The sequence below is a fragment of the Halomonas sp. Mc5H-6 genome, from assembly GCF_024124705.1.
Taxonomy (GTDB): domain Bacteria; phylum Pseudomonadota; class Gammaproteobacteria; order Pseudomonadales; family Halomonadaceae; genus Vreelandella; species Vreelandella subterranea.
The window spans coordinates 240,325-264,823 of record NZ_JAMXSI010000003.1 but is presented as its reverse complement, the minus strand read 5'-3'; the positions used below and the strand labels follow the sequence as shown (position 1 = coordinate 264,823).

The following is a 24,499-nucleotide window of genomic DNA, read 5'->3' as shown; positions in this document are numbered from 1 at the left end:
CGAGCTTTTCCATAACCCCGACCAGAAATACGCCAAGCATTTCAGGGCCGTCATCCAGACAACAGCCCCCCACCGCTTGAGAGTGGTCATATCACAGCCATAAAAATATAATTTTCGTTATGCCCTTACTGCAGGGGCAATACCTAATAGCCATTGGCTACCGGCAGTTGGATAGGTTGTTGAAAGGCGATTAGCCGTGGGTCTTGGCCAGCGAATCGACCAGGCGCTGGCAGAGGGCATCAAGCTTTTGGCCGGTGGCCTCATCATGTAGCGCGCCACTGTCGTTGAATGCACTGCCTGCCTGGGGAAGCGATAGCGGCTGCGGCAGTACCGTCAGGCTGAGGTTGGCAAGTAGCTGCTGCGCCAGGGGCATGGCGCGAATACCGCCCAACCCACCGGGTGATGCTGCTACCAGGGCCGCCCATTTGCCCGCAAAGAGCCCCAGGCCCGGGGTGCCTTGATAGGGCCGCGACAGCCAGTCCAGGGTGTTCTTGAGCAGCGGCGTGATAAAGCCGTTGTACTCCGGCGAGGCAATAAATACCGCCTGGTGCTCGGCGAGGATAGCGCGCAGCTTCAGCACATTGTCCGGCATGCCCTGGGCCTCAATGTCCTGGTCAAATAACGGGCAGGGATAATCCTTTAAATCGATAAAAGTGGCTTGGCCGCCCAGTGCCTCGATACGTTTGGCAGCGAGCTGGGCCAGCTGTTTGTTGAGTGACCCTTCACGGGCACTGCCAGCAAATACCAGTACTTTCGGTGGGGTATGGGTCATTGCACGCTCCTGATCAAAATGGACTGACGTAAACGCATTCGGCTAATCTTCGCACAGCCGTTGGGCGATCGCATTAACCCCTGCTCATATAAAGGGCTTAATAGTTAAAGGTTATCACCCGGCGATGACGGTGCTTGCCTGGCTGACGCTTCTGTCCTGGATGCCGCCACTTGATCGATGAACGCATCCAGGGCATCGAACAACGCACGGCGAATCGGCTCTGCTTCATTCACCAGGTGATGCCTGGCGTCAGGATGCCGGTAGATCTGCGCGCCGGGAAATTTATCCTGCAGAATCGCCAGGTTCCATTCCCAGTCCACGGTAACGTCCTGCTCGCCCTGTAAAATCATCACCCGCAAATCCAGCGGGTCGCGGGCCAATAACCTGGGTATCCAGCGGCGCATGGCGGTGACCCAGGCCACGCTCAATTGATTGGGCTGCAAAGGGTCGTGCTCGCGTAGAAACTCGGTAAATTCTTCGTCAGTCGAGTTAGGCCGATACTTGCGCGGCAACGCCTTCACAAAGGGGCTGGCGATCAGGTGCAGCCAGCTGGCCTGGCTCCAGCCCCAGGGGCGAACCAACGGTGCCAACAGCACCAGACCATCCCACCCCGCTGCATGGCGACGGTTCAGCGCGTCGGTCGCCAGGATCGCCCCACCGGTACTTTGCCCGATGCCCAACCAGGGTGCGGGCGCCATGGACTGCTGGGCCAGAATGGTTTGCACATGGGTCAGGCAGTGCTGATAGTCGTCAAAGTCATCGATGGCGGCACGCGCACCGCTGGAAAGCCCATGGCCGGGCAAATCCCACAGTACAACGCGCCAGCCTTTATCCAACAGGCGTTCAAGCAGATGGCGATAAAGCCCCAGATGGTCGAAGTAGCCGTGGACGACAAAGGCGGTGCCTTTTGGTGCAGGCGGGCTCCATACCTGGCACCACAGCGCAAAACGCCCGGTATCGATAAACCCTGCGTATACGTCCCGGGTGTCAAGGCGCAGCGCTTCCAGGCCGTAGTGCTGAAAATAGTCATTCATCGCCGTGGCTAGGATGTCACCAGGCACCAAGCGGGAGAGTGCTGAGTCACCAGCATGGCGGCGAAACAATGCCTCTAAATGATCGAACTCGCGCATTCGCACCTCTCCTTAAACCGCTCTTTCGCCACCGGCCAGTCAATCAGCCATGGCGTCATTCCTTATCTTTTGGTCGAGCATGATAGCGCTTTAGCGTCTATGCTGTTTACATGCCCACACAGATATGGAATTATTTTCCACAAATAGTTTTTAAATGCGTTTTCATCTGACTGTGACGGGGCATCAGCCGAGCAACACGGCGTCACAGCCACCCTAACAGGAGAGTCTCCATGAGCGAGCGTATCACGCGTCACCGTTTACAGGTGGCAGCCGACCTAGATCGTTTTATCAGCGAGCAGGCCCTGCCCGGCACCGGCGTCGACGAAAGCGCCTTCTGGGCAGGCGTCGATGCCCTATTTCACGATTTAACCCCCAAAAACCGCCAACTGCTAGAAGAACGTGATGTTCTTCAAGAGAAGCTGGACGCCTGGCATCGCGAAAACCCCGGCCCGGTTACCGACATGCCCGCCTACCGTCGCTTCTTGAAAGACACCGGCTACCTGGTCGACGCGCCCGCCAACGTCACCGCCACCACTGCCAACGTTGACCGTGAAGTCGCCGTTCAGGCGGGTCCGCAGCTGGTCGTGCCGATGAGCAACGCGCGTTATGCGCTCAACGCCGCCAACGCCCGCTGGGGCAGCCTTTACGACGCGCTCTACGGCACCGACGTGATTTCCGAAGAAGACGGCGCGGAAAAGGGCACCAGCTTTAATCCCAAGCGTGGCGAAAAGGTCATTGCCTATGCCCGTGGCGTCCTCGACCGCGCGGCGCCGCTGGCAACCGGCTCTCACCGTGATGCGGTGAACTACGCGATTCGCGATGAGCACCTGGTCGTCACGCTGGAAGGTGGCCGCGAAACCGGCCTGAAAGACCCGGATAAACTGATCGGCTTTATCGGCGAGCAGGCCAAACCTGACGCGATTCTGCTGGGTAACAACGGGTTGCACCTGGAAATCCAGATCGACGCCAACGACGCCATCGGTAAAACCGACCCGGCGGGTGTCAAGGACGTGGTGGCTGAAGCGGCGCTGACCGCGATCATGGACTGCGAAGACTCCGTGGCCGCCGTCGACTCGGAAGATAAAGTGGGCGTCTATAGCAACTGGCTCGGCCTGATGAAGGGCGACCTGGAAGAGAAGATCGAGAAAGGCGGCAAGACCTTTACTCGCAAGCTCAACGCTGACCGCACCTGGCAAACCACCGATGGCAGCAGCGTGACCCTACCGGGCCGCTCGCTGATGTTCGTGCGTAACGTCGGCCATCTGATGACCACCCCGGCGGTACTGGACGAGAACGGCAACGAACTGCCGGAAGGCATCCTCGATGCCGTCGTTACCTCTTTGCTGGCGCTGCACGACCTCAAGAAAGACGCCGACCAGCCACGCAACTCGCGTGCGGGCTCGGTGTATATCGTCAAGCCGAAGATGCACGGCCCTAAAGAAGTCGCGTTTGCCAACGAGCTGTTCAGCCGCGTGGAAGACATCCTGGGCATGAGCCGCGATACCCTGAAAATGGGCATCATGGACGAAGAACGCCGCACCACGGTCAACCTCAAGGCGTGTATTGCCGAAGCCACGTCGCGGGTGGTGTTCATTAACACCGGCTTCCTCGACCGCACCGGCGACGAAATGCACACCGCCATGGAAGCGGGCCCCATGGTGCGCAAGGGCGACATGAAGAGCGCCGCCTGGATCCAGGCCTACGAGAAGAGCAATGTCCAGGTCGGTCTCGCCTGTGGTCTGCGCGGTCGCGCCCAGATCGGCAAGGGCATGTGGGCGATGCCCGATTTGATGCACAACATGCTTGAGCAGAAAATCGGCCACCCGAAAGCAGGCGCCAACACTGCCTGGGTGCCCTCGCCCACCGCCGCCGCGCTGCACGCGCTGCACTACCATCAGGTCAACGTCGCCGACGTTCAGCGCGAACTGGAAGCCCAGGGCGAGCCGGACTTCCTGGATGACCTGCTCACCGTGCCGGTGGCCGAAAACGCCAACTGGTCCGACGAGGAAATTCAGCAGGAACTGGACAACAACTGCCAGGGCATTCTGGGCTACGTAGTACGTTGGGTAGAGCACGGTGTGGGTTGCTCGAAAGTGCCGGATATCCACAACGTCGGCCTGATGGAAGACCGCGCCACGCTGCGTATCTCCAGCCAGCACATTGCCAATTGGCTACATCACGGCATTGTCGATGCGCCGCGCGTGGAAGAAACGCTCAAGCGCATGGCCAAGGTGGTGGACGAGCAGAACGCAGGCGACTCCAGCTACACCGCCATGAGCGCTAACTTCGAAGACTCTACCGCGTTCAAGGCGGCGTCCGACCTGATCTTCAAAGGCCGCGTCCAGCCGTCTGGCTACACCGAGCCGCTACTTCACGAGTGGCGCCAGGTGCATAAGGCGAAGTAAACTCGCCAAAGGTACTATCAGCCCCGGGGCGTTTGCCTCGGGGCTTTTTTATGAAGGAAAACAACAATGACCGTGATGACCGTCGAACAGATAGAACAGTTTCTCGATGAGGTCTTTCCCCAGCGCATGGGCACGATTGAAAGCGTGGGGGAAATGAGCGCCACGATGCGCCTGACGATTGGTAACGAGCACCTGCGGCCGGGGCCGCGTGTTTCCGGCCCTACCATGATGGGCTTTGCCGATGTGGCCATGTACGTCGCCATTCTGGCGCAGATTGGCCCGGAGCCGATGGCCGTGACCAGCGACCTGAATTGCCACTTCCTCCGCGCCGCCTCCGGCGATCACGACATCATCGCCCACGCCAAGCTGATCAAGCTCGGCCGCCGCCTGGCGGTGGGCGAAGTGCAGATCGTCTCCACCGCCGATGAAACCAAACCGGTCATCCACGTTACCGCCAGCTATGTGCTGCCGGATAAACCGTGACGCGACCTTCAATCACGGCTCAAGCGTCATAAAGGGGGCGTCTTCCTGGTCGGTGAAGGTATACACCTCATAGGGTTCACTCTGAGGCCCTGGCATGCCCGGCGTGCCAATGGGCATACCGGCCAGGCCGATACCACCGACGTCAGGCTGCTCGTCAAACAGCTTGGTGACGGCTTCCATCGGCACATGCCCCTCAATCCAGTACTCACCCATCTCAATGGTGTGGCAGGAGCCAAGCCCATAGGGTACGCCCGCCTGCTGCTTGATCTCGCCGAGTTGAGCATCATCGACAATGGTGACGTCAACGCCCTGTTCTTCCAGATGACGCGCATACTCATCGCAGCAGCCGCACTGGGGGTTTTTGTAGAGCGTGGCTTCATCGGGCAGCGCGGCATGGGCCGAGGTGGCACCGAAAAGTAATGCGCTGGATAGCAGCGAGGCAGTTAAACGGTTCATGAGGGATCTCCCTGTGAAGTACGGCTAAACAAATATTTTGCCAGCGCGGCGACACCCAAGCCGACAAGCAGTAGAAAAGCCAGCGGCATCAACCCGCCAAACCAGCCCATGGAACTCATCAAAGCAAAACAATCTGCGTTCATCATGGCAACTCTCCCGACAAGTGGACACAAATCAAGCGTACAACCCTGGGGTTACCCCAAGGTCAAGCGTTCGTTGCGATTCTCCCACTCGCCAGTTCCCACCGTTTGATCGACACGACGCCGATCACGCTTCGTTCATGTTAGCGTAGACTGTTTGCATCAAGGTCATCGTTTCAAACGCTATTGAACAAATCTATTACAGATTAAAGGTCATGTGTCGATATTAACTGTATTACCACTAGCCAAAGGGTCTGCGGTCTATAAATGTTAATCAATTTTTTGTCAGACCCTGGCGCCTTAAATGCGGTTCAGGGAGAACACGATACTTTCCTGGTACTGGTTTCTTGGCTGGTCGCCCTGGCCGCTTCATACGCTGGCCTGGATATCATCAAGCTGGTGAGAAAGGGATCTAACCCTCTGTGGCGCCTGGGTTGGCTTTTCGCCGGGGCCAGCGCCATGGGGCTTGGCATTTGGAGCATGCACTTTATTGGCATGCACGCCTATCAGCTTGATTTTCCGGTAAGCCATGCACCGGGGCTTACCCTGATATCCATTGTGCCCGCCATTCTGGGTAGCTTTGGCGTGATGGTCGCACTTTCCCATGAAAGACCGCCGCACCGAGCGCTTCTCCTGGCAGGTGTCGGCCTTGGTGCCGGCATTGGGCTAATGCACTACAGCGGCATGGCCGCTATGCGTATGCCCGCTGAGCTGCATCACGCTCCTGGGCTGTTCGTGGTCTCACTGCTGGTCGCAGTGGGCTTAGGCATGTCGTGCGTCTATGCCTACCGCCTCTGCCAGCATGAGTGGGGGATAAAACGCGCCAGAACCTGTGCCTTTATTGCAGCGCTGTGTTTCGCCACTGCCGTCTGTGGGATGCATTACGTCGCCATGCAGGCCGCCTGGTTTGTGCCTACTCCGGATGCCGTGGCGCCTTCGGTATCGCCAGCCTCCCACTGGATTATTTTCCTTATCAGTGGCGCTGCCGTATTGACCGCCATACTCGCGTTAGTCGCCACCCGCGTACAGCGTCGCTTGCATGACAGCGAGCGCCATGAACACATGACACAGACGCGCCTGCTCGAAGTCATTTCTGCACTGCAGGATAGCGTGATACTGCTCGATGAACAGGCCCGGATTCGCCTCTGCAACGCAGCGTTTGAACGGTTGATGGGCCTCAGCAGCCAGCAGCTTGAAGGCATGTCGGTCTCACAACTGGACTACGCCGAAGAAGGCCGCGAACTCAGCCAGCACATACGCCAAGCATTGGAAAAAAAGGGCGAATGGAGCGGCATGATCACCGCCCTGGATGCCAACGGTGAAGGCTTTCCCGCCTGGCTTAGCGTGAGCCGCGTTACCTATGCCGACAGTAAAGACCGTGACTACGTCGCGCTGCTCAGCGACCGCTCTAAAGAACAGCAGGCTCAAGAGCGTATTCGCCATCTCGCCTATCACGACATACTGACAGAACTTCCCAACCGGCGGGCGCTGCAGGAGCGGCTCACCGGGCTTGGCTCTTCAAGGACACTTGCCCACCCGTTCGCTTTTTTGGCCCTGTTTGATATTGACCGCTTCAAGGTACTCAACGACAGCATGGGCCAGGATATTGGCGATGAACTGCTACGCCAACTGGGCGGACGCCTTCAGCAATGGGCAGAGGCTGAGTGGCTGGTCGCCCGGCTGGACGGCAACGAGTTCGCCTTGGTGGGCACGCTTGCCAGCCGCGATGCGCCCAGCGCCGAGCAGGAAACGATGCGCCTCATTGATGAGATAGTGGCGTCGCTGACCGCTGGCTATCTGCTAAAAGGCCATCCCTATCCGTGCAGGCTTAACGTGGGCGTGCTTATCTTCCAGCCCCTCGACCGGGAGGCGACACAGCAACTGTTCAAACGCGCCGGTCTGGCCCTGCTGGAAGCCAAGCGCCAGCGGGATGGTAAACCCAGGCTCTTTCGTCAAGCGCAAGAAGACGAGCTAGAAGAACGCTTGAGCCTTGAACGCGAACTACGGCTCGCGATTGACCACGATGAGCTGTGCCTTTATCTCCAGCCTCAGGTCAATGAGGCTGGAAACATAATAGGCGCTGAAGCCCTGGTTCGCTGGCAGCATCCTGAGCGCGGCATGATTTCACCGGGTCACTTTATCCCCATCGCCGAGGAGACCGGGCTAATTCTGCCGTTGGGGCATTGGGTCATTCAGGAAGGCTGCCGGGTGCTGGGCGAATGGCGCAATATTCCGGCGCTTCAAGGGCTTCAGCTATCATTGAATGTCAGCGTGCGTCAGTTCCAGCAGCCTGACTTTGCCGACCAGGTGCTGTCGGTCATTCAGCAACATGATGTGCCCCCCGAACGCCTGACACTGGAGCTTACCGAGTCGCTGTTATTAAGTGACCCTGATGGCACCATCGAAAAAATGCAGCAGCTACAGCGTGCAGGCATCAGCTTTGCTCTGGATGACTTCGGCACGGGCTATTCATCGCTTGCCTATCTCAAGGTATTGCCCCTCGACACGCTTAAAATCGACATTGCCTTCGTCAGGGATCTGGCCCTGGGCATGCAAGCCACGCCGATTGCCGCCACCATCATCGCCCTTGCACAAAGCCTGGGGCTTAGAGTAGTGGCCGAAGGCGTGGAAACTGATGACCAGCGCCTGGTGCTCGCTCAACTGGGCTGTCATATTTACCAGGGCTTTCTGTTTGGCCGCCCCCTCCCAGTAGACGCATTTTTGCACACCATTGTCGAAGACGACCCCGCGGCCGACCACGCCAGCCTTCCACACAAATGACCCCTTGCATCTAGCTCATTATTATAAATATAATTTTACAAAAGCCGTACATAAGTTATACAGAACTGGCGGTTCTCATAACACGAAAGGACATTACAACAATGACTGATGCATCCCTTGCCAGGCATATCGCACGCACCGACAGACTCATGTGGTTACCCTTGGGCTTTGTCGTTTTTTTATGCGTCATCGTGGGTATCTTCACCCAAACCTTGCTGTTGGCCCTTGTGGTGGCAGTAATGACGCTACCGTTGACGTATATCGTCCAACACCGGTGGCGCGGTCATATCGTCAATGGCTTTGTCAAAGCCGCCGTCATGATGGCCTGGTCTGCGGTATTAATCGAACAAAGCGGCGGACTGATCGAAGCCCACTTCAGTATCTTTATCCTGCTCTCCGTCTTGATTCTCTATAGTGATTGGCGAGTCATTGCATTGGGTGGCTTGGTGATTGCGTTGCATCACACCTTGTTTACCTGGCTTCAATACCAGGGGGTGGTTCAGCTATATACCAGTATGGGCGACATGCAAAGCATGACAGAGGGGAGCAACAGTCACGGCTTTGCAGATTTGCTCTATTGTTTGTTGATGCATGGTGGTGCTGTGGTTGTCCAGGTGATCATTCTTGGCTACTTGGCCAAGGTGCTGGAAAGCATGGTGAAAGAAGGGCTTCACGTCACCCGCTTTGCGGTTGCCGCAGGCGGCGGTAATTTGGACATGAGCTTCAGTGATAAAGAGCAGCAGCTTCCAGCCGTCGCTGCAGTGGTCAGCATGCGCGACCAGGTCGCCGAAAGCCTGCGCAAAACACAAACGGCGGCCAGCCACGTCACTGACTACAGTCAGCAGCTTTTTGTTGCCCAAGAACAACTACGCACGCAAACAGCGCGCAACAGCAGTCAAACTGAGCGTATCTCCACCAGTACCGCAGAACTCGCTGCGACGACACGCGAAACCGCCGAAGAATCACAGCAAATTCGCAAACTGGCCACTCATTCTGAAAAGGTCGCGCGCCAAAACGGCGAGCAAGTTGAAGAGATGCGCGAAATGATGCGCCTGCTAAAACACCACGCAAGCAACATTCACGAAATGCTGAGCGAAATTGATAATATTACCTTCCAGACCAACCTTCTGGCATTGAATGCCTCCGTGGAAGCTGCTCGAGCGGGTGAGCACGGGCGAGGCTTCGCCGTGGTGGCTAACGAAGTTCGTACGCTGTCGAAGAATACCCAGAACACCGCGTCTCGGATACGCCAGACTATCGCCGACACCACTGATCAGGTCTCACAAGGCGTTGACCAAACATCCACCATCGCCAATACCACCCAGTCACTTATACAAAGCTTCGAGCAAGTAGCAATTCGCTTGAGCAATATGGATAACGCCGTCCAGCAGCAGCATCAGGGCGTCGAAGAGCTCGAGCAAAGCGTTAATGAAATTTATAATGCGTTGGAGCTTTCACGCAAAGCGGTGGATAACTCCCACAGCATGGCCGAACAGCTTTCAGCGACTGCCGACACCATGATGCAGGCAGTGAGCGGCTTCACACTTCCAGTGTCTTCCTCAATGGCCAATAAACAAATGCTGATCGCACCGGCCACGGTTTAGTGCAAGGCGTTTTTCCCTCTTCCTTCATCAAGTGATTTCCATTGAAGGGGGCAGGAACAAAAATTTACCGTTGGAGTGATTGTCCGGCTACTTAAAGTCTATATAGTCGTCCATACTTAATAAAAAGACCTATATCTTAATAATAGGCGAATAATAATTAATCACTGAGGTATTTCAAATGGCGGCTCCAACCCTGCACGAAAATCCCTCAGCAAGCGTGATTCGCTCATTGCTTCAGCATACCCATGAACTGTCTATTTATTCCCATGCCATGCCTTATGCCCTGAAGGCTGAGGTCATTGAGCTGAACCTGGGTAATGGGCGAATGGTACTGGAGGTGGAATACGCTGGCTCGGATATCGAGCGCTACCTGACCAGCGATGGCCTGAGTTTTGACCTGGAGGCGTTGAAAGGACCACATGCCGTTGAGCGCGAGACTTATAGCCTCAGCAACGTCGCCGTCAAGCTGCTCAAGGCAGACAGTACGTTGTACCGCCTGGAGTGCCAACTGCCTGAATCGGTTTTCGTTCATGAAAACCGAGGCGCCGTGCGTATTCCTTTCATTCTAGGCATGCATGCCCGTGTCAACATCGAAGTGTATCTGCATGAGCTCAACGTACCGGGCAGGCTGCGTAACCTGTCTATTGGCGGTTGCATGGTCGATATCGATCTGGCCGACAGCATTGCAATCGGCGTAGGGCAAGCAATTCCCGGAATTACGCTTTCGTTTCCAAACGGCGAGAATTTTTTTACTGAAGGCAATATCCGCCATATACGCCCTTTTGGCCACCACGGTTATGCCGCTGTCGGTATTCAGTTCACCAACATATCAACGACCAAAAGTGAAGCCCTGTTCCATTACGTGAATGAGTCAGAAAGAGAGGCCGCCTACCGCACCGGCACCAACGACAAAATGATGTATCACTCTCCCCTGTTTATTCCCAGTACCAAGGAGAAGAGTATCCAGCATCGAGAGGCTCAGGAGAGTGAAAAGCGCTCTCATCAATCACCCATGGAACGCGGCGTCATGGACGTGTCTCATCAGCTGCAAATAGGGCTGATGTACATGAAGACCCGCCAATTTTTTCCGGCCGAGCTCTTTTACGATTGTGTCGATACCCTGCGCTATCTTGTGGAGCAGGATCGCAAGACGTTTCTATTCGCCTTGGCGCTTTTGCGTGATGAACCAGACTGGGTAAGACACGTCGTGCAGGTAACCGGCCAACTTATCGACATGCTCGTCGCCCGCGATCCGCACTCCCCAGGCGTACGTGGGGCCGCCCTGGGTGCCTTGCTGCACACCATGGGCAAGCCGCTGCTGATCAGCGAGCAGTTGCCATCACTCAAGGTGAATATGACCCCGGCACAGAAGGACATTCTCAGCGGCCATGTCCATCAGCTACTCGATAAGCTGCATGAACTGAACTGGACACCCAGCCCCATCTGCCGCGATGTGATCGAGAATGCCAACGAGCGCCTGGACGGCTCCGGCTACCCGGCAGGCAAGCGAGGCGAACAGCTATCGGAGACCGTGCGGCTCGTTTCAGTCATCAAGGCGATCAACAAACTGCTCCACGCTCGCAACGGCGTACCACCCCGCGCGCCCATTGACGCTTACCGTAAAGTTCACGAAGCAGGTGCCGCCTACGACAAAACCGTTCTGGTGGAATATATCCAGATCTATGGCCTGTACCCCATTGGCAGCCTGGCCAAGTTCTCGGGCGGCTTCCTTGCCTGGGTCATGGACATCAACGGCAAGGGCATGCCGAGCCAGGTTCATGTGGTCAAGAATCTGCGCTTTCCTGACACGAACATCAGCAGTGTTATCACCCAGGGGGATTTATCGCAGATTGGTAAACTAGAAGGTATCGTCAACCCTGCAGACTACGGGGTGAAGGTGTTAAAGCACTGAGCCGTGTGACGGCTAGGGTTTGGCAGGAAGGCGATCGAACATCGCCACCACGCCCAGCGCCAGCCAGCCGGTGATAAGCAAGAGCCCGCCAATGGGAGTAACGATACCCAGGTTCCAACCCGCCAGCGCCATAAGGTAAAGAGAGCCCGAGAAGGCGGCGATGCCCAGCGCCCAGAGTGACAGCACCCAGCGCTGCCCGGCGATTGGGGTATTCCTCCGCCATACCAATACCGCCAGCATGGCCAGCGTATGCCAGGCCTGGTAGCGCACCCCGGTTTCTACCGCACTGACCATATCAGCGCTGGTACGCGACGCGAGTCCATGGGCAGCGTAGGCGCCCAGCAATACCAACAACGCCCCTGAAAGCGCAACCCCGAGCCACCACAGTTTATCTATTCGCTGCACCTTGCACTCCTTGTCTACCGATTTATCAGCTTTCATTGTGCAGTTTAACGCTGCCACATACCTTGAGCGGCACGAAACCGCTACAATAGACGATGTTTGGCCCTACACGTTTTGTTGCACACAATGGGACGCGCCAGTTTATGTCTACCCCTGATGAGTTAATACAGCTTACGCTCAACGGTGACCCGCACTCTCTCGCTGCGGGGGCGACGGCGGCTGACCTGGTGGAAGAGCTAGGGCTCAGTGGCCGACGCATTGCCGTTGAGATCAATGAAGAAATTGTGCCCAAAAGCCAGCTTGCCGACACCCGCCTGGCCAATGGCGACCATGTAGAGGTCGTCCACGCTATTGGCGGCGGCTAAAGGAACCCATGATGACGTCACTCACTGACACACCGTTTACCATTGCCGGACGCGACTTCAGCTCTCGCCTGCTGGTCGGCACCGGCAAGTACAAGGACTTCGACGAAACCGGCGCGGCCATCGCCCAAAGCGGCGCTGAAATCGTCACCTTTGCAGTACGCCGCACCAACCTGGGCCAGGATACCGAGGCCCCGAACCTGCTGGATGTGATTTCGCCCAAGCGCTACACCCTGCTGCCCAACACCGCTGGCTGCTACACCGCCAAAGACGCCGTACGCACCTGCCGACTGGCCCGCGAACTGCTCGACGGCCATAACCTGGTCAAGCTGGAAGTGCTGGGCGATGACACCACCCTCTACCCGAATGTGGTTGAAACCCTGCAAGCCGCGGAAACGCTGCTCGCCGACGGTTTCGACGTCATGGTCTACACCAGCGACGACCCCATTGTGGCACGCGAGCTGGAAGCCATGGGCTGCTGCGCCATCATGCCGCTGGGCTCGCTGATCGGCTCCGGCCACGGCATTCAAAACCCGCACAATGTGCGCCTGATCATTGAACAAAGCCAGGTGCCGGTGCTGGTGGATGCAGGCATTGGCACTGCTTCCGATGCCGCCATGGCCATGGAACTGGGCTGCGACGGCGTACTGCTAAACAGCGCGATTGCCCATGCCCGCGACCCGCTGCGCATGGCCAACGCCATGAAGCTTGCCGTGCAGGCAGGACGAGACGCCTTTTTGTCAGGCCGGATGCCACGCCGCCAGACCGCCGACCCCTCTTCGCCTTTTGCTGGCCGGATTAACGGCTGATACAGAGACACCATGACCGATACGAAAGACACCGCGCCCGAAAACGCCGACGCCCCACTGCACCGCCGGGGCATTAAAAGCTATGTGATTCGCGCCGGGCGCATGACACCAGCACAAACGCGTGGATTGGAAGACGTTTGGCCACGCCTGGGGCTGACAATCGCTGACGGCCGCCAAGATCTGGACGCCCTCTTTGGCCGCCAGGCGCCGCGCGTCGTCGAGATCGGGTTTGGCATGGGCAACTCATTGATTGAACAGGCCGAAACCCATCCGGAAACCGATTTTATCGGCATTGAAGTGCACGCCCCCGGCGTGGGCAAACTGCTCGATGAAGCGGATAAACGCGGCCTCACCAACCTGCGCGTTTACCGCGAAGACGCCCTGGCCGTATTGGAACAGTGTCTACCGGAAGGCTCCCTGACCACCGTTCAGCTGTTCTTCCCTGACCCCTGGCCAAAAAAGAAGCACCACAAGCGGCGCATCGTTCAACCTGCGTTTGTTGAGCTGATTCGCACCCGTCTTAAGCCCGGCGGCAGCTTTCACCTGGCCACCGACTGGGAGGCCTATGCCGAATGGATGGCAGACGTGATGGAAGACGCCCCCGGCTACGCCAATACGGCTGGCGCTGACACCGCTCCCTACGTACCCCGCCCCGCCTTCCGCCCACTGACCAAGTTTGAAGCCCGCGGCGAAAAGCTCGGCCATGGGGTGTGGGATTTGATTTACCGGCGGGAAGACTAGGCCCTAGAAACTACTCAAACGCCGTCATAGCAAAGCTCTCGCACTCCACCACCTTGGCATGCCAGGCCTGAAGTGTGGGAAAGCGGTTAGGCCAATCAAAGGCCGGTAAGCGAAAGCTGATATAGCAAAGCGCCACGGCAACGGTAATCGCCCCCAGCGTGCGTTCCGCATTGCCCGCCAGCACGCTGGGGTGCGCATCAAGCGTTGCCAGCGTGCGCTCGATGGCTTTCAAGCGACGGCTGCCCAATACCGTTGTATCGACCTCATGGCCATTGTGCTTGCGGCCAATCACCACATTGAACGCCGCGTCCGTCAAGCCATGGCCAAGCCCGGCCAGCGCCAGGGTTTCCGCATATGCCTTGTCTGGCAACAATGAATCCCCTTCGCCCTGGGCATCCAAATAGAGCGCTATCAAAAGCGACTCGGTCAGCACCTCGCCGTCGTCGGTGACCAGCGTCGGGATGCGGCTGAGCGGGGTAATCTGTAAAAGTTCGCTATCCGTCGCCCAGGGGTCACACCAGCAAAGCTCGGTATGCTCGATCAACTGCTTTTCATACAGACAAACCCGCGCCACGCGGGCATAGGGGGAAGTCGCGTTCAGGTAGAGTTGCATGGGAGTCTCCTTGGCTGGGCAGTTCACCGCAGCTTGCGTGGCTAGCGCGTGCAACGCAATAGGCCAATCGGTAAAAAAAAGCGGCCCGAAGGCCGCTTAGTTGAGTGCTTATAAAAACCGTCTCTGCGATTGACGACTTGCTGAATCAGGCTTCACGCTTACCATCCACCAAGCGGCTGACACCCTCGGGGTTGGCATCTTGCAGGGCGTCGGGAAGCAGCGCTTCCGGCAGTGCCTGGTAGCAAACAGGACGCAGGAAGCGATGGATCGCCGCGCTGCCCACCGAGGTCGTACGGCTATCCGATGTGGCTGGGTAAGGGCCACCGTGAACCATGGCATGGCACACCTCGACACCGGTCGGCCAGCCGTTGGCCAGGATACGGCCCGCTTTGCGCTCCAGGGTTGGCAGCAGCGCTTTGGCCGCGTCCACATCGCCATCATCCATTTGCAGGGTGATGGTCAACTGCCCCTCGAGCTCGGCGGCCACCCGCATCATTTCAGCCTGATCGGCGCACTCCACAACCAGCGAGCTGGCACCAAATACCTCGGCCTGCAGGGTCTCATCGGTGAGGAAGTCGGCCGCAGAGGCAACGAACAAGCCCGCGCAGCACTGGTTAGCGCCTTCGCCGAGCTGACCACGCGCCACTTCACGCACCTTGGCATGCGAGGAGAGGGTGTTAACACCCTGCTCATAGGCCTGGTGAATCCCCGGAGAAAGCATGGTCTGGCTGATACTGGCTTTGACGCCGTCGCCAGCGGCGTCGATAAAGGCGTCCAGCGCCTTGCCTTTAACGGCAATCACAAGCCCTGGGTTGGTACAGAACTGACCGGCCCCCATGTTGAGTGACCCGACAAAGCCTTCGGCGATCTTCTCGCCACGCGCTTCCAGGGCCTCCGGCAGCAGGAACACGGGGTTGATGCTGCTCATCTCCGCGTAGACCGGGATCGGCTGCGGGCGCGCCTGGGCCGTGGCCATCAGCGCCGTGCCGCCACTGCGCGAGCCGGTGAAGCCAACGGCCTGGATGCGCGGGTCGTTGACCAGCGCCTGGCCGATCTCTTTACCGGAGCCGAACAGCAACGAGAAAACACCCTCGGCTAGATGGCACTTGGCCACGGCACGCTGGACGGCACGCCCCACCAGTTCAGACGTACCGGGGTGGGCGGAGTGGCCCTTGACCACCACCGGGCAGCCGGCCGCTAGTGCTGAAGCGGTATCGCCACCGGCTACGGAGAACGCCAGCGGAAAGTTGGAGGCGCCGAACACGGCTACCGGACCAAGGCCGATATGGCGCTGGCGAAGGTCAGTCCGCGGCATGGGCGAACGATCCGGCAGGGCCGGGTCAATGCGCACGTCGAGCCACTCACCGGCACGTACCACGGAAGCAAACAGGCGCAGCTGACCGCAGGTACGGCCGCGCTCGCCTTCCAGGCGTGGGCGAGGCAGGCCGGTCTCGGCCATGGCACGCTCGATGAGCTCATCGCCGATACCTTCGATTTCGGAAGCAATGGTTTCGAGGAAGGTAGCGCGCGCTTCAAGGCCGGTCTCGCGATAGCTGGCGAAGGCGGTTTCAGCGAGCTCGCAGGCACGCTCGACTTCTGCTTTGCTCCCCCCCACATAGGTTGGCTCCATCGTCTCGCCGGTGGCCGGGTTCACCGCATGGATGTTGGCCTGGTTGCCGCTCACGGCTTGCTGACCGATCAGCATTTCACCACGGATCGTCATAGGTTCCTCCTTAGCTTAGTTTATCGGGCGTTTTGGATGCTCGATGGTGCTACGTTTGGTCGCGATACTGGGCATACATGTTCTTGGCGCGATCAAGATGCCGAAACATCATTTCGCGGGCTTTTTGTGCGTCACGCGACAGAATCGCCTCGATGATCTCGTCATGCTCGGCCTGAACACGCTCCAGGTAACGGTCGGATGATTTGGGGTCGATTTCGATACTGAGCAGCTTGGCACGGGGAATGACACTCTTGCTCCACTGCTCGTAAAAAGATGCAAAGAAGGGGTTCTTGGTCGCCTTTGCAATCGCAAAGTGAAAAAGGTAATCCTCTTGCCGCGCCAGCCGCTTCTCGGCATGGGCTTTGATAAAGGCGTTATGCTGGGCCCTCAGTTGCTCTCGGTCGGCGTCGTCATGGCGCAGCGCCGCCAGTTCCGCCGCGGCAGGCTCCAGGGTTAACCTCAGTTCGAGCAGGTGCAGAATATCGGCCACGGTCGTCGGGTTGATATGCTGCGCGGGCCTTGGCTCCTCTGCCTTGGCCCGCAGCACTGTGGTGCCCACTCCCCGGCGCGTCTCTACCAGCCCCAGGGACTTGAGGTGGGTAATGGCCTCTCGCACAACGGTTCGGCTGACACCGAAGGAGTCGCACAAGCTGTTTTCGGTGGGCAGCTTATTGCCCACTGCCACCTTGCCCTGCACGATCAATGCCTCCAATTGTTCGGCGACATATTGGGAGAGGCTACCCTGCTTCGCGACCTTGCTTACGTTAAGGGGAGGTTGAACCGATGTCATTTCGCTTTCCTTGACCATAAACACCTTCGCCTAAAGTATGATGATATACATCATATCAGAGCAGAGTGGCTCTTACCTCACAAGCGCAGGACGCTTGGGGTCAAACTCCCATCCTGGAATCAAGAACTGCATGGCCATGGCGTCATTGCGTTGAGTCACGTCGAGACTCTTGTAGAGCGCATGTGCCTCTTTCAGCTTCTCGTCATCCAGCTCGACGCCGAGGCCTGGGGTTTTAGGCACGGTCAGCTTGCCATCACGGATCTGGAATGGCTCTTTAGTGATGCGTTGGCCATCCTGCCAGATCCAGTGGGTATCGATGGCGGTGATCTCGCCAGGGCAGGCCGCCGCTACATGGGTCATCATCGCAAGGGAAATGTCGAAGTGGTTGTTGCTATGTGAGCCCCAGGTCATGCCCCACTCGTTGCACAGCTCGCCCACCATCACAGCGCCCTGCATGGTCCAGAAATGGCAGTCCGCCAGCGGAATATCGACGGAATTGAGCTGCACGGCATACTGCAGTTGCTTGAAATCGGTCGCGATCATGTTGGTTGCTGTGGGCAGGCCGGTGCGCTTTTTGAACTCGGCCATGGTCTCGCGACCGGAGTAACTCTCTTCCTGACCACAGGGGTCTTCCGCATAGCTCAACAGGTGCTTGATCGGATCGAGCACGCGTACCGCTTCGTCGAGCTTCCAGGCGCCGTTGGGGTCGAGGGTCAAGCGGGCTTCCGGGAAAGCTTCGTGGAGCGCGCGGATGCAGTCGGCCTCTTCCTCGCCGCGCAATACGCCGCCCTTGAGCTTGAAGTCCTTGAAGCCGTAGCGGTCATACGCGGCCTTTGCCAGGTTAGCGACGGCGTCTGGCGTGAGCGCCTCTTTGTAGCGCACCTCGTCCCAGGCATCCTTGGGATTCTCGGCCTTGGGGTACGGCAGGTCCGTCTTTTCCGGGTCCCCCAGCAGAAAAAGATACCCAAGCGCTTCGACTTCATCGCGCTGGCGGCCGTATTGACCCAGCAAATCTGCCACCGGCATACCCAACGCCTGACCGAACAGGTCGAACAACGCCGATTCAATAGCGGTAATAACGTGAACCGCAACGCGTAGATCGAAGGTCTGACGGCCACGCTCTTCACGTCCATTTTGGGCCAGGAGCTGGCGCGCCTGATTCAGTGTCTGCTTGACGTTGTTGACTTGCGAGCCTTCAACAAGGGAGCGGCACTGCTCCAAGCCCTTGATGATACCGTCGCTGGACGGGATTTCCCCGACCCCTTGATTGCCAGCGTCATCTTCCAGAATCAGCACACAGCGGATGAACCAGGGCGCATGGCCGCCGCTCAAGTTGAGCAGAAAGCCATCGTAGCCAGCCACCGGCACAACACGCATTTTTTTAATCGTCGGAAACATTTACATTTGCCTCTTGTAGTATCGGCTCTGTCGAGATGTATTTCTGCTTTAAGTCACTGGCGCGGGATTGAACAGCACCAGATCGTTGTAAAGGCCGAGCTTATCGGCAGCAACGCGCCGACGGCCGCTGGCCACGTCGAGAATGAGCTGGAAAAGCTCCCAGCCCATTTCCTCGATGGATGCCTCGCCCGTGGCGATGCGCCCGGCATCCAGGTCGATCAGATCATGCCAGCGATGCGCCAGGGTAGAGTTGCTAGAAACCTTGATCACCGGGGTCATCGGCAGGTTGTAGGGTGTCCCGCGCCCGGTGGTAAAGACCTGCAGGTTCATGCCCGCTGCTGCCTGCAAGGTACCGCAGATAAAGTCGCTGGCAGGGGTGGCGGCGAAGGTCAGTCCGCGCTTTCGCAGACGCTCTCCAGGCCCAATAACGTCAATGATGGGGGAGTTACCCGACTTGATCACCGAACCCAAGGCTTTTTCAACGATATTGCTCAATCCGCCTTTCTTGTTGCCAGGCGATGTATTGGCACTCCGATCGGTTTGCCCCTGAGACAGGTAATCGTCATACCAGGCCATTTGATCGACCAGCGCTTTAGCGACGAAAGAATCGATCGCGCGCGGCGTCAGCAGGTGAATCGCATCGCGCACCTCCGTGACTTCGGAAAACATCACGCTACCACCGGCTCGGACGATCAAGTCGGTAGCAAACCCCACTGCCGGGTTGGCTGTCAGCCCGGAAAAGGCATCACTGCCACCGCATTGCATGCCGACCACAAGCTCGGACACCGGGCAAGTTTCCCGCTGGCGCTGATCGAGATGCTCAAGGTGTCGCTCTGCCATGGCCATGATCCCTGCCACCATATCGTCAAAGCCCTCGAACGACTCATCCTGCAGGCTCAACACATTGGCCTGGGGGTCAGCAGCTTCAGTATTCTCGTAGATCCTCACTGGCTGATCATCAACCAGGGTAGAGGGCTGCAGTTTCTCGCAGCCCAGCCCGATGACCATGACTTCGTCACCAAAATTGGGATTCTGAGCCAGATGCTTGAGCGTGCGAATGGGCACCACGGCGGCCGGAGCGTTGATCGCCACGCCACAGCCATAGCTATGGTTAAGCCCTACCACCGCATCGACATTGGGAAACTTGGGCAACAACTCACGTTTTATGCGCTGCACCACGTGATCCACAATACCCGCCACGCACTGCACGCTGGTGGTAATACCGAGAACATTCTGGGTGCCGACGCTACCGTTGGCATTACGGAACCCCTCAAAGGTGTAACCTTCCAATGGCTCCACGGGTGGCGCCGGACGTGTCGCCAGCGGCAGATCGTCCAGCGCAGGCGGTGTAGGCATGAGTAGATTGGTCTCATTGACATGGCCACCACAAGGAATCGCCAGGGCCGCCGTTCCTATCACCTCACCGTAGCGAATCACGGCATCACCCTCGGCCAGGGCCACCAGCGCTACCTTGTGGCCCTGAGGCACATGCGTCTGGAGTTCAATGCCGCCATCGAGACGTTCGCCAGCCGCCAGACCACCCTGTGCGACAGCGACGGCAACATTATCACTGGGATGAATGCGGATCACCCGAGGTGACGGATTGTCCTGCGTCATGGTCGACCCTCCGGGATATGCAGTTGAATAGCTATCACTGGGAAGCCTCCTCGCGGCTGACCTTGCGACGCTTGAGCCCCATTAAGATGGAAAAGACCACCGACGCAATGATCAAGATCCAAAGCACAACGGCTATTGGGCTCTTGGTGAAGAAGATTGAGAAAGTGCCAGCAGACTCAAGGCTCTTGACGAAATAGACTTCCGCCTGGCTGCCTAAGATAAAGCCGATAATCAAAGGCGCGACTTCAAGCCCGACCTTCTGAATGACGTAGCCCAGCACACCGAAGATCAAAAGGGTCCAGACATCGAACATGATGCCGTAATTGATCGCATAGGCACCGACCACGCACATCATCACAATGATCGGGAAGAGCAGGTGCTTGGGTACCATCACCACCTTGGCGATATGCTTGATGGCGTAGAACATCAGGAAGAACATCACGATGTTGGCGAAGATCAGCGCCGTCATCATCACATACCAGGTATCCACGTTCTCCGGGATGAACAGCGGCCCCACCTGGATGCCTTGAAGGGTGAAGGCACCAATCAGCACAGCGGTGGTAGAGTCACCGGGGATCCCCAGGGAAAGCAGTGGAATAAGCGCACCGCCGGTCAAGGCATTATTGGCAGACTCCGAGGCAATCAAGCCCTGAGGCGCGCCCTTGCCCATTTCGGAGGAATCCTTCGACAGGTTCTTCTCCTGGGTGTAAGCCAGCACAGACGCCGCACTACCGCCCACCCCCGGCAGCATGCCGACGAAAGTACCTATAAAGGAGGAGCGAACCAGGTTGGTCAAACGACCTTTGAAGATCGACATGGAGAAACCGCTGCCCCCCTTGCCAAGCTTCACGCCTTCACCGGTAAGGTCATTCTTAACGCCTTTTTCGGCCTCCAGCAGGATGGTCGAGATACCGAAGATACCTATCAATACAGGCAGCAAAGAGAAGCCTTCGAACAGGTAAGGCTCCATGAAGTCAAACATCAGCCGCGTCTTGCCGTTGCCACCGTCAGAGGTGCTATAGACGCCGACCAGGCTCAGCCAGATGCCAATCACGCCGCTGAAGATACCCACCAGCATATTGCTGGAAAGTGAGGCAATCACGCTCAACGCAAGCAGAATGATCAGGAACTTCTCCACATAGGAGAATTTGATCGAGAAATCCGCCAGCATCGGCGCAAAAAAGAACAGCACGGCCGCACTGATCAGACCGCCGACCACTGAGGCGATGACGCTGACCCGCAGGGCCTTCTCGCCCTCACCCTTCTGGGCCATCGGGTAACCATCGAAGGTGGTGGTGATAGACGAGGGTGTGCCGGGAATATTAATCAGAATCGCCGGCACCATACCGCCCGATATTCCCCCTACATACAGGCCAAGCAACAGCGCCAAGCCGTGGTTAAGGCCCAGGGCGTAGGTCAACGGGAGACACACGGCTACCGCCATAGTGGCCGTCATGCCGGGTATCGCGCCAAAGATGATGCCGACCAGGGCGCCCAAGGCAGCAAGAAGGAAAAACGTTAGATCAAGAAGTGACAAAAATTCCATAGGGGGCACTCACTTCGGTCACGGCAGGGTGATTTTGAACAGCTTGGCCAGGACGAACCAAGCGAGGCTAGGCGCAACAATGGCCGTGATCACCGCAGTGGTCACTGCCTTTTTTGTCCACTCATGCATATACATCAATGCCATGAGCAGGACGAAAACCATCGAGACGAACAGGAAACCGTAACCCGTGTAGGGAAACATATTGCCCACGAACGCCATCAGGTAGAAATACGCCACCATCAAGATGATAGTGCCGAAAAAGCGGAAGCCATCCATGGACTCACCGATAATCGGCAAGGTTCGCTCGCCGCGCTTTACAGCGGCCAGAAAAGGAATTGTCTTTGTCACTAAAACGGCAAGGAACAGCAGCGCCAACACCCAATGAATAATCATCGGGAAAAACAGATGAGATGTCTCGAAATCTATCGAGATGCTAAGCAGACTTGACAGACCTGATTCCATAACAGCTCCGATATAGGCAGCAGGCTACCCTGGCCTATCATGGTTCTAGAGTGCTTTATGTCTTATAGCGATGGCACCGACACTCATGTGCCGGTGCCTGAATCGCTTACTTGATGTTTTCGATAATGCCTTCGTAGCGCGTCATCTTGTCTTGCAGGTACTCAGACGCTTCATCAGAAGGCTTGAAGTTAGGAATGAAAAACGCGTTCTTTTGTGTTTCTTGAATTTCGCCTTCCGCGTAGATTTCTGCTAAAGCCTCGTCAATCTGCTCAACGATGGCAGGGTCCATATCCTTGTTGTAAAGGAAGAAGAACTCTTTATCGAAGGTGAAGCTTTCGTCCCCCCCCATAGTGACATTGACGTTAGGCTCGACATACTCCAACAACTGCTCACGAGTCGTCTGGCCAAGACCCTCTTCTGGCGCCTGCTCGATGGTATCTTGCCGCGCCGTCAGCCACACAAATCGCATGGCCTTTTGGTCATCTTCAGGCAAGCGCGTGTATTGCTCGTTGGCCTGCACCGTCCCGTTGATCACGTCAGCTTGGTCATCAAAAAGCTGCTGGTTTTTATCCGACTGCGAGCCGGTATTCACCGCTACCAGATTGTCTTCCTGGCCCGGATGCTCGATAGAAATAGCGTTTTTCAGGGCGCTGAAGCCAATCTCGGAGACGCCACCCGGCTGGATAGCGACGCGCACCGTCTCGCCCGCTCCCACAGCAGCAATGATGTCATCGAGGGTTTGGTAAGGAGAGTCTTTAGGTACGAGATAGGCGTTACCCGGGTTGATGGCGACGGTCGGCCCGATGGTATATTTTTCGAAAATATCGTCGTAGCCTTCAACACCATACAAGTGTCCCAGATAAGACTGATCGTGGAAGATCATCAGCGTGTTGCCACGGGAATCGCGGTCCAGGGTCCGGAAAGCAGAGTTCGCGCCAACCGCGTCGACCTTCATGTTCAGATCAAGTTTTTCGGATAACGCATCCGCGACAATGCTGGAGTTTTGATAGGTATCACCACCGGTCGACGTAGAACCGATGACCACCCGTACATTGCCCCGCAAAGGGCCATCCTGAGCAAAGGCAACACCCGAGCCAACGGTCATTGATGCCATCAAGGCGGCCGAACCCAGTCCAGCTAGCGCTTTCTTAGATACCAACATGCTTCACCTCATTCGATCGTTGTAAATTTATTATGGTCTTGCAGTTTGAGAAGGATTTTACTTGGCTTTATCGATTAGTTGCTTGAGCTGCCGACATTCGTCAGCGGTAGGCATCGTTAAAGGCGCGCGCACCTCTCCCGCCGGGCGGCCAATAATATCGGCACCGGCTTTGATCAGGCTCACGGCATACCCGGCTTTTTGATCCCGCAAATCGATAAACGGGATAAAAAAGTCCTGGGTAATTTGCTTAACGACACGACTGTCCCCAGCACGGAGAGCTCGATAGAAAGCCACCGCCATATCAGGGACAAAATTGAACACGGCCGAGGAGTAGGTATTAACCCCGATGGAAAGATACGCTTCGGCGAAAATCTCGGCGGTGGGCACGCCACCGATATAGGTCAGGCGGTCGCCCACGGTCTTGACGATCTTGTTCAGCGCCTGGATATCGCCCTTGCCATCCTTCAGGCCAATCAAATTCGGGCAGGCATCCGCCAGCGCCTGAACAGACGCCGCATTGAGAATCCCGTTACCGCGGTTGTAGTAGATAACGTTGATTGCCGTGGCGTCACAAATTTGCCGGGCGTAATCGACCAGGCCGTCCTGGGGACACTCGGTCAGGTAGGGGGGCATCAGCAAAATGCCATCGGCGCCGGCCTCTTCGGCAGCAGCGGCAAAGGCCTTGCCCGTCGCCACGCTTAAGCCCGCACTGGCAATCACGGGGAGCTTGCCGTCAATCACCTCAACCGCCACCTGAACGATACGGCGGTACTCTTCCAGCGATAGGTTGAAAAACTCACCGGTGCCGCCCGCTACAAAGACGGCAGAAATATCGTGGCTGATAAACCAGGCTAGCCGCTCGCGGTAGCTGGCTTCATCGAACTGGCCGTTGTCATCGAAGTCGGTGATCGGGAACGAGAGCAGGCCATCGCCGATCGCTTGTATTACGTCTTGTTTGGAAAACTTCACGCCACCATCCTCATGCTTCCCTCGTTGCAGTGTGCCAACACCCATTAGCGAGGCTCGAAATCGTGACAACCGCTTAGTTGTCATACATCGTACAAGTGAGAAGTTAAGCCGCATGCTCCCATCAGGCAAGGCACATGACACAAAATACAACCAAAGTTGAAGGCCAGTCGCCTACGCTCCGGGTATCACACTTAAGCCTATCGCACAGATAAATACCTGTAT

22 protein-coding genes are annotated in these 24,499 nt (G+C 57.3%); 8 read left to right on the top strand and 14 right to left on the bottom strand.

The window, feature by feature from the left end:
* Positions 1 to 190: 190 nt before the first annotated feature.
* Together NH395_RS06960 and NH395_RS06955 are read right to left on the bottom strand one after the other, a co-directional pair.
* Positions 191 to 772 (bottom strand): NAD(P)H-dependent oxidoreductase, encoded by a 582-nt coding sequence (locus tag NH395_RS06960; RefSeq protein WP_253023464.1) that lies wholly within the window; start codon positions 770 to 772, stop codon positions 191 to 193.
* Positions 773 to 876: 104 nt separating this feature from the next.
* Positions 877 to 1,902, bottom strand: a complete 1,026-nt coding sequence (locus NH395_RS06955; protein ID WP_253023462.1) for an alpha/beta hydrolase — start codon at positions 1,900 to 1,902, stop codon at positions 877 to 879.
* A 230-nt stretch (positions 1,903 to 2,132) separates the two neighbouring features.
* Between NH395_RS06955 and NH395_RS06950 the strand changes: the two genes are divergently transcribed.
* Both NH395_RS06950 and NH395_RS06945 read left to right on the top strand, forming a co-directional pair.
* Positions 2,133 to 4,307, top strand: coding sequence for a malate synthase G (locus tag NH395_RS06950; RefSeq protein WP_253023460.1), 2,175 nt, complete (start codon positions 2,133 to 2,135; stop codon positions 4,305 to 4,307).
* Positions 4,308 to 4,373: 66 nt separating this feature from the next.
* On the top strand, positions 4,374 to 4,790 hold the full coding sequence (locus NH395_RS06945; protein ID WP_253023458.1) for a PaaI family thioesterase: 417 nt from the start codon (positions 4,374 to 4,376) through the stop codon (positions 4,788 to 4,790).
* A 12-nt stretch (positions 4,791 to 4,802) separates the two neighbouring features.
* Here the strand turns inward: NH395_RS06945 and NH395_RS06940 are convergent, their stop codons facing one another.
* Both NH395_RS06940 and NH395_RS06935 read right to left on the bottom strand, forming a co-directional pair.
* Positions 4,803 to 5,246, bottom strand: coding sequence for a DUF411 domain-containing protein (locus tag NH395_RS06940; RefSeq protein ID WP_253023456.1), 444 nt, complete (start codon positions 5,244 to 5,246; stop codon positions 4,803 to 4,805).
* Positions 5,243 to 5,392: a hypothetical protein gene (locus NH395_RS06935; protein ID WP_253023454.1), complete on the bottom strand. Its 150-nt coding sequence runs from the start codon at positions 5,390 to 5,392 to the stop codon at positions 5,243 to 5,245. Before NH395_RS06935 ends, NH395_RS06940 begins: the two co-directional genes overlap by 4 nt.
* Positions 5,393 to 5,653: 261 nt before the next feature.
* Between NH395_RS06935 and NH395_RS06930 the strand changes: the two genes are divergently transcribed.
* From NH395_RS06930 to NH395_RS06920, 3 genes are all read left to right on the top strand, one after another.
* On the top strand, positions 5,654 to 8,167 hold the full coding sequence (locus NH395_RS06930) for an EAL domain-containing protein (protein ID WP_253023452.1): 2,514 nt from the start codon (positions 5,654 to 5,656) through the stop codon (positions 8,165 to 8,167).
* A gap of 101 nt (positions 8,168 to 8,268) precedes the next feature.
* Positions 8,269 to 9,771, top strand: coding sequence for a methyl-accepting chemotaxis protein (locus tag NH395_RS06925; protein WP_253023450.1), 1,503 nt, complete (start codon positions 8,269 to 8,271; stop codon positions 9,769 to 9,771).
* A 178-nt stretch (positions 9,772 to 9,949) separates the two neighbouring features.
* Positions 9,950 to 11,683: an HD domain-containing phosphohydrolase gene (locus NH395_RS06920; protein ID WP_253023448.1), complete on the top strand. Its 1,734-nt coding sequence runs from the start codon at positions 9,950 to 9,952 to the stop codon at positions 11,681 to 11,683.
* A 12-nt stretch (positions 11,684 to 11,695) separates the two neighbouring features.
* On the opposite strand, the gene NH395_RS06915 is transcribed toward NH395_RS06920, so the two are convergent.
* A complete protein-coding gene (locus NH395_RS06915; RefSeq protein ID WP_253023446.1) occupies positions 11,696 to 12,088 on the bottom strand; it encodes a DUF423 domain-containing protein in 393 nt (130 codons plus the stop codon).
* A 140-nt stretch (positions 12,089 to 12,228) separates the two neighbouring features.
* On the opposite strand from NH395_RS06915, the gene thiS reads away from it, so the two are divergent.
* Genes thiS through trmB form a run of 3 tightly spaced genes read left to right on the top strand, consistent with a single transcriptional unit; the run spans position 12,229 to position 13,997 of the window.
* A complete protein-coding gene (thiS, locus tag NH395_RS06910; RefSeq protein WP_092825090.1) occupies positions 12,229 to 12,450 on the top strand; it encodes a sulfur carrier protein ThiS in 222 nt (73 codons plus the stop codon).
* An 11-nt stretch (positions 12,451 to 12,461) separates the two neighbouring features.
* A complete protein-coding gene (locus tag NH395_RS06905) occupies positions 12,462 to 13,256 on the top strand; it encodes a thiazole synthase (RefSeq protein ID WP_066320789.1) in 795 nt (264 codons plus the stop codon).
* 12 nt (positions 13,257 to 13,268) lie between these two features.
* Entirely contained in the window at positions 13,269 to 13,997 is a 729-nt protein-coding gene (trmB, locus tag NH395_RS06900) for a tRNA (guanosine(46)-N7)-methyltransferase TrmB (RefSeq protein ID WP_253023444.1), read from the top strand.
* A gap of 10 nt (positions 13,998 to 14,007) precedes the next feature.
* Here trmB and NH395_RS06895 read toward each other — a convergent pair whose 3' ends face one another.
* The 9 genes from NH395_RS06895 to kdgD form a co-directional block, all read right to left on the bottom strand.
* The gene (locus NH395_RS06895; protein WP_253023442.1) at positions 14,008 to 14,610 is read right to left on the bottom strand and encodes a glutathione S-transferase family protein; all 603 of its coding nucleotides are present in this window, start codon (positions 14,608 to 14,610) and stop codon (positions 14,008 to 14,010) included.
* Between the two features lie 145 nt (positions 14,611 to 14,755).
* Complete coding sequence (locus tag NH395_RS06890) at positions 14,756 to 16,333, bottom strand: aldehyde dehydrogenase (NADP(+)) (RefSeq protein WP_253023440.1); 1,578 nt, start codon at positions 16,331 to 16,333, stop codon at positions 14,756 to 14,758.
* Positions 16,334 to 16,382: 49 nt separating this feature from the next.
* Positions 16,383 to 17,123 carry a FadR/GntR family transcriptional regulator gene (locus tag NH395_RS06885; protein WP_234346834.1) on the bottom strand — a complete coding sequence of 247 codons (741 nt, stop codon included), beginning with the start codon at positions 17,121 to 17,123 and terminating at the stop codon, positions 16,383 to 16,385.
* A 72-nt stretch (positions 17,124 to 17,195) separates the two neighbouring features.
* The gene (locus NH395_RS06880) at positions 17,196 to 18,521 is read right to left on the bottom strand and encodes a glucarate dehydratase family protein (RefSeq protein WP_253023438.1); all 1,326 of its coding nucleotides are present in this window, start codon (positions 18,519 to 18,521) and stop codon (positions 17,196 to 17,198) included.
* A 48-nt stretch (positions 18,522 to 18,569) separates the two neighbouring features.
* The gene (garD, locus tag NH395_RS06875) at positions 18,570 to 20,138 is read right to left on the bottom strand and encodes a galactarate dehydratase (RefSeq protein ID WP_253023436.1); all 1,569 of its coding nucleotides are present in this window, start codon (positions 20,136 to 20,138) and stop codon (positions 18,570 to 18,572) included.
* A gap of 34 nt (positions 20,139 to 20,172) precedes the next feature.
* Positions 20,173 to 21,684: a tripartite tricarboxylate transporter permease gene (locus tag NH395_RS06870; protein ID WP_230445585.1), complete on the bottom strand. Its 1,512-nt coding sequence runs from the start codon at positions 21,682 to 21,684 to the stop codon at positions 20,173 to 20,175.
* A gap of 18 nt (positions 21,685 to 21,702) precedes the next feature.
* Complete coding sequence (locus tag NH395_RS06865) at positions 21,703 to 22,146, bottom strand: tripartite tricarboxylate transporter TctB family protein (RefSeq protein WP_253023429.1); 444 nt, start codon at positions 22,144 to 22,146, stop codon at positions 21,703 to 21,705.
* 106 nt (positions 22,147 to 22,252) lie between these two features.
* Positions 22,253 to 23,260 carry an ABC transporter substrate-binding protein gene (locus NH395_RS06860; protein WP_253023427.1) on the bottom strand — a complete coding sequence of 336 codons (1,008 nt, stop codon included), beginning with the start codon at positions 23,258 to 23,260 and terminating at the stop codon, positions 22,253 to 22,255.
* A gap of 105 nt (positions 23,261 to 23,365) precedes the next feature.
* On the bottom strand, positions 23,366 to 24,277 hold the full coding sequence (gene kdgD, locus NH395_RS06855) for a 5-dehydro-4-deoxyglucarate dehydratase (RefSeq protein ID WP_253023425.1): 912 nt from the start codon (positions 24,275 to 24,277) through the stop codon (positions 23,366 to 23,368).
* Between the last annotated feature and the right edge of the window lie 222 nt (positions 24,278 to 24,499).

Excerpts from the sequence above, each read along its gene's own strand:
- NH395_RS06960 (WP_253023464.1), bottom strand. The coding sequence starts at position 772 with ATGACCCATACCCCACCGAAAGTACTGGTATTTGCTGGCAGTGCCCGT.
- NH395_RS06955 (WP_253023462.1), bottom strand. The coding sequence starts at position 1,902 with ATGCGCGAGTTCGATCATTTAGAGGCATTGTTTCGCCGCCATGCTGGT.
- NH395_RS06950 (WP_253023460.1), top strand. The coding sequence starts at position 2,133 with ATGAGCGAGCGTATCACGCGTCACCGTTTACAGGTGGCAGCCGACCTA.
- NH395_RS06945 (WP_253023458.1), top strand. The coding sequence starts at position 4,374 with ATGACCGTGATGACCGTCGAACAGATAGAACAGTTTCTCGATGAGGTC.
- NH395_RS06940 (WP_253023456.1), bottom strand. The coding sequence starts at position 5,246 with ATGAACCGTTTAACTGCCTCGCTGCTATCCAGCGCATTACTTTTCGGT.
- NH395_RS06935 (WP_253023454.1), bottom strand. The coding sequence starts at position 5,392 with ATGATGAACGCAGATTGTTTTGCTTTGATGAGTTCCATGGGCTGGTTT.
- NH395_RS06930 (WP_253023452.1), top strand. The coding sequence starts at position 5,654 with ATGTTAATCAATTTTTTGTCAGACCCTGGCGCCTTAAATGCGGTTCAG.
- NH395_RS06925 (WP_253023450.1), top strand. The coding sequence starts at position 8,269 with ATGACTGATGCATCCCTTGCCAGGCATATCGCACGCACCGACAGACTC.
- NH395_RS06920 (WP_253023448.1), top strand. The coding sequence starts at position 9,950 with ATGGCGGCTCCAACCCTGCACGAAAATCCCTCAGCAAGCGTGATTCGC.
- thiS (WP_092825090.1), top strand. The coding sequence starts at position 12,229 with ATGTCTACCCCTGATGAGTTAATACAGCTTACGCTCAACGGTGACCCG.
- NH395_RS06905 (WP_066320789.1), top strand. The coding sequence starts at position 12,462 with ATGACGTCACTCACTGACACACCGTTTACCATTGCCGGACGCGACTTC.
- trmB (WP_253023444.1), top strand. The coding sequence starts at position 13,269 with ATGACCGATACGAAAGACACCGCGCCCGAAAACGCCGACGCCCCACTG.
- NH395_RS06895 (WP_253023442.1), bottom strand. The coding sequence starts at position 14,610 with ATGCAACTCTACCTGAACGCGACTTCCCCCTATGCCCGCGTGGCGCGG.
- NH395_RS06890 (WP_253023440.1), bottom strand. The coding sequence starts at position 16,333 with ATGACGATCCGTGGTGAAATGCTGATCGGTCAGCAAGCCGTGAGCGGC.
- NH395_RS06885 (WP_234346834.1), bottom strand. The coding sequence starts at position 17,123 with ATGACATCGGTTCAACCTCCCCTTAACGTAAGCAAGGTCGCGAAGCAG.
- NH395_RS06880 (WP_253023438.1), bottom strand. The coding sequence starts at position 18,521 with ATGTTTCCGACGATTAAAAAAATGCGTGTTGTGCCGGTGGCTGGCTAC.
- garD (WP_253023436.1), bottom strand. The coding sequence starts at position 20,138 with ATGACGCAGGACAATCCGTCACCTCGGGTGATCCGCATTCATCCCAGT.
- NH395_RS06870 (WP_230445585.1), bottom strand. The coding sequence starts at position 21,684 with ATGGAATTTTTGTCACTTCTTGATCTAACGTTTTTCCTTCTTGCTGCC.
- NH395_RS06865 (WP_253023429.1), bottom strand. The coding sequence starts at position 22,146 with ATGGAATCAGGTCTGTCAAGTCTGCTTAGCATCTCGATAGATTTCGAG.
- NH395_RS06860 (WP_253023427.1), bottom strand. The coding sequence starts at position 23,260 with ATGGCATCAATGACCGTTGGCTCGGGTGTTGCCTTTGCTCAGGATGGC.